This window comes from Flavobacterium sp. A45, assembly GCF_002001005.1.
In the GTDB taxonomy this organism is placed as follows: domain Bacteria; phylum Bacteroidota; class Bacteroidia; order Flavobacteriales; family Flavobacteriaceae; genus Flavobacterium.
Genome location: NZ_MUNX01000037.1, coordinates 33,994 through 41,981, shown reverse-complemented (window position 1 = coordinate 41,981; position 7,988 = coordinate 33,994). Strand labels below are relative to the sequence as shown.

Annotated in this window: 5 protein-coding genes and 1 other RNA gene; 4 read left to right on the top strand and 2 right to left on the bottom strand. The window is 29.1% G+C overall.

All coding sequences use genetic code 11. From position 1 onward, the window contains the following. From B0E44_RS18705 to B0E44_RS01335, 4 genes are all read left to right on the top strand, one after another. Positions 1–2,965: hypothetical protein (locus B0E44_RS18705; protein ID WP_077370404.1), on the top strand; the 2,965-nt coding region annotated here is incomplete at its 5' end. Between the two features lie 58 nt (positions 2,966–3,023). Continuing rightward, entirely contained in the window at positions 3,024–3,779 is a 756-nt protein-coding gene (locus tag B0E44_RS01345; protein ID WP_077370403.1) for a metallophosphoesterase, read from the top strand. A gap of 122 nt (positions 3,780–3,901) precedes the next feature. Beyond that, on the top strand, positions 3,902–4,894 hold the full coding sequence (locus tag B0E44_RS01340; RefSeq protein ID WP_077370402.1) for a hypothetical protein: 993 nt from the start codon (positions 3,902–3,904) through the stop codon (positions 4,892–4,894). Next, complete coding sequence (locus tag B0E44_RS01335; RefSeq protein WP_077370401.1) at positions 4,888–5,652, top strand: hypothetical protein; 765 nt, start codon at positions 4,888–4,890, stop codon at positions 5,650–5,652. The genes B0E44_RS01340 and B0E44_RS01335 overlap by 7 nt, the downstream gene beginning before the upstream one ends. 338 nt (positions 5,653–5,990) lie before the next feature. Here the strand turns inward: B0E44_RS01335 and B0E44_RS01330 are convergent, their stop codons facing one another. Together B0E44_RS01330 and ssrA are read right to left on the bottom strand one after the other, a co-directional pair. Further along, positions 5,991–7,184 carry an IS3 family transposase gene (locus tag B0E44_RS01330; protein WP_077370400.1) on the bottom strand — a complete coding sequence of 398 codons (1,194 nt, stop codon included), beginning with the start codon at positions 7,182–7,184 and terminating at the stop codon, positions 5,991–5,993. Between the two features lie 298 nt (positions 7,185–7,482). Next, positions 7,483–7,879, bottom strand: a transfer-messenger RNA (tmRNA) gene (gene ssrA / locus B0E44_RS01325). Between the last annotated feature and the right edge of the window lie 109 nt (positions 7,880–7,988).

Genomic DNA, 7,988 nt, shown 5'->3' with positions numbered 1-7,988 from the left:
TATTAGAAACAATAATCAACTAATTTGGGATGATTTAAAAATACAAATCACAAAAAACAACAAATATATAATTGTTGTTGATGATGCTAATAAACTCAAAAGTAATTTAACATCAATTATAAATTTTAAAAATGAATTCAATTCTGGTGACATTAAAATTATAATGACTGTTAGAAATTATTTGAAACAAGAAATTGAATATCAGCTCAAAGAAAATGGTTTAATTGAATTAGCAAATTTTGAGAAATCTGAATTAGCAAAAATCTTGCAATCCCCTGAATTTAATATTAATGATTATTATACTGATAGAATACATTCAATTTCAAAAGGAAATCCAAGAATTGCCCTAATGGGAGCCATCGCTGGATTAAATAAAGAAATCGAAAAACTTACTAAAGCATCATTAATATTAGAAGAATATTTTTCTTCTGCTAATAATAGTATAAAAGACGATTTAGTTTTATTAAAGACTGCTGGAATACTAACACTATTTAGATCTATTGATATTTCTAATTCAGGTGTTATCAATGAAATTTCAAATCATTTTGACATTAACAAAAATGAATTAGTAGAAAAATTAAGCTTACTAGTAAAAAATGAAATTGCTGACGAATACAAAAACACGTATAAAATTGCTGACCAAATTCTTGGAGAATATATTTTCTATTTGATTTTCATTAAAGAGCAACATATTTCATTTAAACAACTATTGAATTTACACTTTGATGACCGCAAAATTTCATTGATGTCTCTTTTAAATCCAATAATTAGCAATTATGGTTTTCATGAAATAAAAGATTTGATATTGTATGATGTTAACCAAAAATGGAATTCTATTCAAGAAGACCGAGATAAATCAATAAAATTTTTAGAAAGCTTTTGGTTTTATTTAGAAACAGAAACAATAGTATTTATAAACAAAATTATAAGTTCAGAAACGGATTTTGAAATAGATACTCTCAAGTTTGAAATTTACAAAGACAATTCTATTGAATCGTATGATGATAAAATAATCAATCTTTTAGTAAATTTCCAAAACCTACCGGATAAGTTTGAAGTGGCTTTGACTTTATTATTAAAGTACGGACTATCAAGTCAACTGCTCTTTACAAAAGTACTAAAAGTTTTTACACAATCATTTACCTATAAAAGGTTTAGCTATGAATATGGTTATAAAATTCAAATAAAACTTTTTGAGTTTTTATATTCAAAGGTTAATGAAAATAGTGTTTTTTATTCTAAAATTATTCTCTTTATAGCGAATAAATATTTAATTGATAGTTACGAGTGTAATTATAGTGGAAACGGAAGACAATTCTACTTTAATCAAGAATATATTGTACTAACTGTAGAACAAAATAATTTTAGAACTAAACTTTTTAAGTTCATTTTTGAGTGTTATAAAAATGCCGAATTAAAAAATAGTGTATATGACTTCTTTGATAAACATAGGTATTCACATCGCCATCAAAATGAAAAAAGAATAATCAATTTTGATAAAAAAATAATACTTCCGTTTTTTGAAGAAAATTTCAATAGTGGAGAATTTAGAGAATCTTCAATTGTACATAATTATATAAGGAAACTTGGTTATTTAAAAATTAAGGTGAAAAAAGAAGTGAAAAATCTTATTAGTTCGAAAGAATTCAAATTATGGTTATTGTTAGATGAAAAATTTGAAAGAAATGAAAAGATAATTAATAATTTTTCAGATTATACTTTTGATGATTATATAGATTTAATGCAGTCCGTGAATGTAATTTTCGAGAATAAGAGTGGGAATTATTCTTGTTTTGAGACAATAACTAGTCCCGTTTCGGACATACTTAAAAATCTCGCTAAGAAAGATTTTAATCTATTTATTAAGGTATTGGAAAATGTGTTTGTGTATGAATATTCAAAAAATTTATATTTTAGAGTAATAATATCAAACATAAATTTTGATAAAGATAAAGTCGAAAAATTAAAATTAGTATTTAAAAACAGTACATATAGTGATATTAATTTAATGGAACTATTTACAAGAATTCCAAAAGAATATTTAGAAATAGAGGACTATAATTCAATTGTGGATATAATACAAAAAGATGATTTCAAAAATATTTGGTTTATAGATCATCTTATAAAAAGGATTTCTGATTTAGAATTGAATGTTGAAATTGAAATTGAGAAGTTACTCGATATAATAATTCTAAAAACTGAATTAAATGATAATCTGTTTATGTATGGTGATTTTTTCGAAATCGTTAATGACCAGTATCAATCATCTTTCATAAGAAACTTAAAAAAACTTGAAAAGATTTATTTGTATTTAGATAATGCAGGAAGGCATTTTGATTATGATTTGAAAGTATTAAAGATGATTTTATCACAAAACCCAAATTTTATAATTGATTTATTGAAATATAATTTTGATGATAAAGACTATTTATCTAGAAGAGATTTTAATGAAAATGATTTCCAGAAACTGTGGGATTTGGACAATTATGAAATTGTTTTTAAAAATATGATTAATTATTTAGTGAATTTTAAAAGTATTTTTCTTCATCGCGCTTCAGAATTTTCAAGTGCATTTAGAAGGGATAGCCAAAAAGAAATTGATTTTTTGCATAATCAATTGTTGAATACTGAAAACAAAAAAATGATTGAATTAATATTCAATATTATTACAAGCATATACAGAGATAAAATGTTAGATTTTCTCAAAATAATTTTAGATAAAGGTTGTGATGCAGAACTTTTCAAAAGACTCGATTTTTATACTTCTGCTGGAATTACAATGGGTAGTAGGTTACCAAATATGCAATTTGAATTATCTCAATTAGAAAAAGTAAGAGATTTTCTTGTAGAACAAAATAACATAAACTACTACGAATTTATAGAAATCATTAATCGAAATATTATGTATTCTAAAATGAGTATTGAAAGCGAAAGAAAAAGTGAATTTGTTAGTGAATGGGATTAATTGTAGGTTTGTTAAATAGATTAAACCCATAAAGTAAAAACATAAGACATTCTCAATTATGAAAATCCAATATTGTTCTGACCTACATCTCGAATTCCCTGATAACAAACAATACATTCTGGATAATCCAATTGAGTCAATTGCTGACATACTTATTTTAGCTGGAGACATTGTACCTTTTAAAATAATGGAAGACCATCAAGATTTCTTCAACTACATTTCAAGAAATTTCGAAACGACTTTTTGGATACCAGGAAATCACGAGTATTACTATGACAGGATTGATAATGATGTAGTTTTAGATACAAAAATTAGGGAGAATATCTTTTTAGTAAACAATTGCATTAAAGAAGTTCCCGGAGTTAATTTGATTTTTTCAACATTATGGTCAAATATTTCTCAAGTCAAGCATTGGACAATTCAACAAGCAATATCCGATTTTAAAGTAATCAAGTATAATGATCGATTATTCAATGTTGATGATTACAACCTGCTACACCAAGAGAGTCTCGAATTTATACAAAAAGCATTTGCAATAAAATCAGATAATAAAACAATTGTTGTAACACACCACGCGCCAACTTTCGTAAATTATCCAGAAAAATATGCTAATAGTAAAATCAATGAGGCCTTTGCAACCAACCTAACAGACTTAATTGAAGAGAACGATATTGATTATTGGATTTATGGCCATCATCATTCTAACGTTGGTAATTTCCAAATCGGAAATACTAAATTAGTAACTAACCAATTGGGATATATAAAGTACAATGAGAATATTGGTTTCAATTCCAAAACTTATCTTAAAGTATAAATAAGTTTATTTTTATACATAGTTCAATGCATTATATACATTAATAAATTGATATTTAACATAATAAACCTATATTTGCACAATAAACCTATCTAGTTTATTATAACAATTATTAGTTTATTATGGAAAAATTAAAAGAATATATCCATCAAATACTAGGGAAAGACCTTGAAATAAAAGAGTTATCAAAAGAGTACACTAATAAATTACCGTTCCTTTTCAGGAACAATTTTAATTTTTATGTAACTCATTTACATAATCACGAATTAATTTTAGTAAAGGTAAATAAAGAAGATGCTTTTAATGCTGCACAATTAAGACAACAAGTGATAGCAATCCAAAAGGTATTAGACAAAAGAATTATTATTGTTACCGAAGACATCACGGCTATAAATCGAAAAAGACTTATTGACCAAAAAATTAGTTTCATCGTTCCCGGAAAACAAATGTTTCTCGCAGAATTACTTATAGATATTCAAGATTTCAATAAGGAGAAAGCATATCAAAAAGAATTTCTGTTGCTACCTTCCGCTCAATTAATTTTGCTATATCAAATACTGCACAGAGAAGATAATTTAAGTCAATATACCTTCAAAGAATTAGCAGAAAAATTCCAGTACACTCAAATGGGGATAACAAAAGCGATAGAAAATTTAAAACGATTAGCTATTGTTGAGGTTGTTGGAACCAAAGAAAAAAATATTGTATTCGAAACTGATATCCCAAAACTTTGGAAAAGCATTGAAAAACATATTATAAATCCAGTGCTAAAAACAGTTTATGTAGATGAAAAACCATCAATAAAAATGTATTGTTCTAACGCTACGGCATTGGAAGAATATAGCGATATGAACCCAAGTAGATTGGATTACTTTGCCATAGAAAAAAACAAATTCTATGAGTTGGAAAAAACAACCCCATTAGTAAATATGAATAATGAAAGCGGAAACTACGCTTTAGAAGTTTGGAAATACAATCCAGAATTAATCACAAAAGGAATAACAAAGAAAAATAATGTAGATCCATTATCTCTATACATAAGTTTGAAAGATGGATTTATTGACGAAAGAACGGATATGGCATTAGACCAAATAATAGAAAAATACATATGGTAAGAGGTTTAGAAATATTTAGACAACATTTTAAAGATTTCACAGATAATTATATCATCATAGGAGGAACTGCTTGTGACATCATCATTGACAGTGTTGGTTTAACGCCGAGAGCAACAAAAGACATTGATATTATTTTAGTAATCGAAGCATTAAGTCCGAAATTTGTAGCACATTTTTGGGAATTTGTAAAACAAGGAAATTACGAAGTCAAAGAAAAAAGTGAAGAAGACCGCAAATACTATCGTTTCCTAAAACCACAAGTAGAAGAATTTCCTTTTCAAATTGAATTATTTTCAAGAATACCCGATTTGTTAGATTTGGATGAAGGCACACATTTAACTCCAATTCCAGTTGATACAGAAATTCCGAGTTTATCAGCGATATTAATGGATGATGATTATTACAATTTTACCATCCAACACAGCCAATTAGATAACGGAATACATTTGGCAAATACAGAAGCTTTGATAGGTTTAAAAGCGAAAGCATTTCTAGACTATAAAACCCGAAAAGAAAACGGAGAAAAAATTGATGAAAAGCAATTGCGTAAGCATAAAATGGATGTTTTCAGATTGTTATTATTACTAACTCCCGAAGATAGTTTTATCATTGCAGATAGCATTAAATCGGACATAATAATTTTTGCAGAAACCGTAAAGGATGACTTACCTGATAAACAAATTTTTAAAGAAATGGGGGCAGGAAATATTGATGTAAAAGAGTTATTTGGGGTGTTAGTTAGGGCTTTTGATATTTAATAAAATAAACGAAGTAAAATAAAAGCATTTATCAAAAATGCATATAAAGAATTTCAGACGCATTGAAAACTTAACAGTCAATTTAATGACAAAATAAATATTAACATAGTAGAAAATGGAAGTTGCAAGTCAGCACAAAAGATTTGTTAAGTTCAAAAAATAACATTTTAGACATATCAATAATGCGAATCGTTTTAAATAATAGCACTAGAAATAATTGTGAAAATATTATTGAAGGTTGTATTGCGTTCTGTATAATTACTGTTTGTTCATATTGTTCACGTTATATTTATGTTCACGAAAACGTGAACGCTTGATATTCGTGAACAGGTACATAATTATTTAGCTGTATGAACAACATTTGTACAACTATTTATTTTATACTGATTATGAAATTCTTCTATTGTTAAATTTCCAAGAGCGGAATGTCTTCTACAGCTATTATAGAAATTTTGGATGTAGTCAATGATTGATTTTTTTGCTTTTTTTATCGTCGTGTACTTGTTTTGATAAATTAATTCTGTTTTTAATGTCTTGAAAAAACTCTCAGCGACTGCATTGTCATAGCAGTTGCCTTTTCTGCTCATGCTTTGGACTATCTGCTCTCTTTTTGTCAATAAGTAAACAAAGTCTTTGCAGGCATATTGGATTCCTCGGTCTGAATGAAATATCAATTTCTGGTCACGAACTAAAGGACGATTGATCAGGGCTTGTTTGAATGCGGGAATTGTGGTGTCGCTTGTTTTCATGGTTTTGCTTAACGACCAACCTATTACTTTGCGGTCGAATAGATCCATGACAGCGGTAAGGTATGTCCAGCCTTCTTTAGTCTGGATATAGGTGATGTCCGATACCCATACCTGGTTTTGGTTGCTCACCTTGAAATCCTGGTTTAACAGATTCTCTACTGCAGAATATTTGGGAGAAGAAATTGTGGTTCTTTTAAATTTTAGTTTTGGAATCTTTTGTAAATGATTCTCCAGCATTATCTTTCCAACAAAAGACCGGGATGCTTTTATGCCCAATGTTGACAATTCTTTGGTGATTCTAACGCTTCCATACCTGCCCAGGCTCCAATGGTAAATTCTTGAAATCTCCGATGTTACAAAAACTCTGCGTTCCGCTCTGCTGGTAAGTAGACCTTTTAGCCATTTATAGTAACAGCTAGGATCAACTTTGAAAATTTTGCACATCTTGACAATGGGAAACATGTCTGTGTTGTCTTTGATAAATTGATATTGTGCCCGTCTTTTCTGCAAAAGATGCCCAGCACCTTTTTCCAGAATATCGCGCTCCAGCTTGATATTCTTGATTTCCTTTTTTAACCTTAATAATTCCTTTCGGTTTGTGTATGAATCAGATGTTTTTTGCAGGGCAAGTTTTCCATCCTTGTAAAGCTTTTTCCAATGATTCAGGCTGTGTTTACTGATGCCGAGCTCTTGGGCTACTCGAAGCACGCTCCCGTACTCTCTGCTGATGGTGACGGCACAAATTTTAAATTCCAATGGCCAGCGTTTTCTTGTTTCCTGCATTTTTTCAAATTTAGATGCTGTTCAATTTATTGAAGAGTATTGTCTCCTAAATTATCTAACTCAAAGCTTGCAGAAAAATTCTAAAAAAACAGCCTTAAGTTTTTGTGGTAAAAAAGGTATCCACTCCAATAACAAAATGCCACAATACTGCCACATAAATTTGGAGCACTTTTGAAAATTTTGATAGTTACAGGAAAAATAAAAAAGCCTGCAAATTCAAAAAATTGCAGGCTTTTAAGGGATTTCGAGACATTTTGTGCGTTTTTGACAACTTTGAAAAGTTGGCTTTAAACGGTCCCAGTGGAATCGCCGGGAATCGAACCCGGGTCCAAACAAGCAACTAAAGAGCTTTCTACACGCTTATTTCCTGAATAGATTTTCGACTTGGAGTTGGGTCAGGAACAACCGCTCTTTGCTTAGCTTCTTTAATTTCGAAATCCACCCGAAGCTTGTGGAAATCTAGGTTTAAATTTACGATTCACCTTAATCGACCGCTATAAACCAAAGCTTTCGAGATGAATCCTGCTTTCCTACCTGGTAGGACGAGGCTAATCTTACTATAATTCAGATTATGCAGCAAGAGCGTAGTTTCCTTCGCCGTGTAAAATGTTTGAGACCTTTTATTTACGAGAATTATCCCAGTTCTCGGCGTGCTTACTTTTCAATTCGACTTGCTGTCAAAACCAGTCGACCCCATGTTTTTTTGAATTTTGAATATTTCAAATCAAAATTCGAATAATGTTTGGCAAAAGTACTAGTTATATAATTGAAATAAAAATAAAATCGTATAACCTTTTGTTAAGT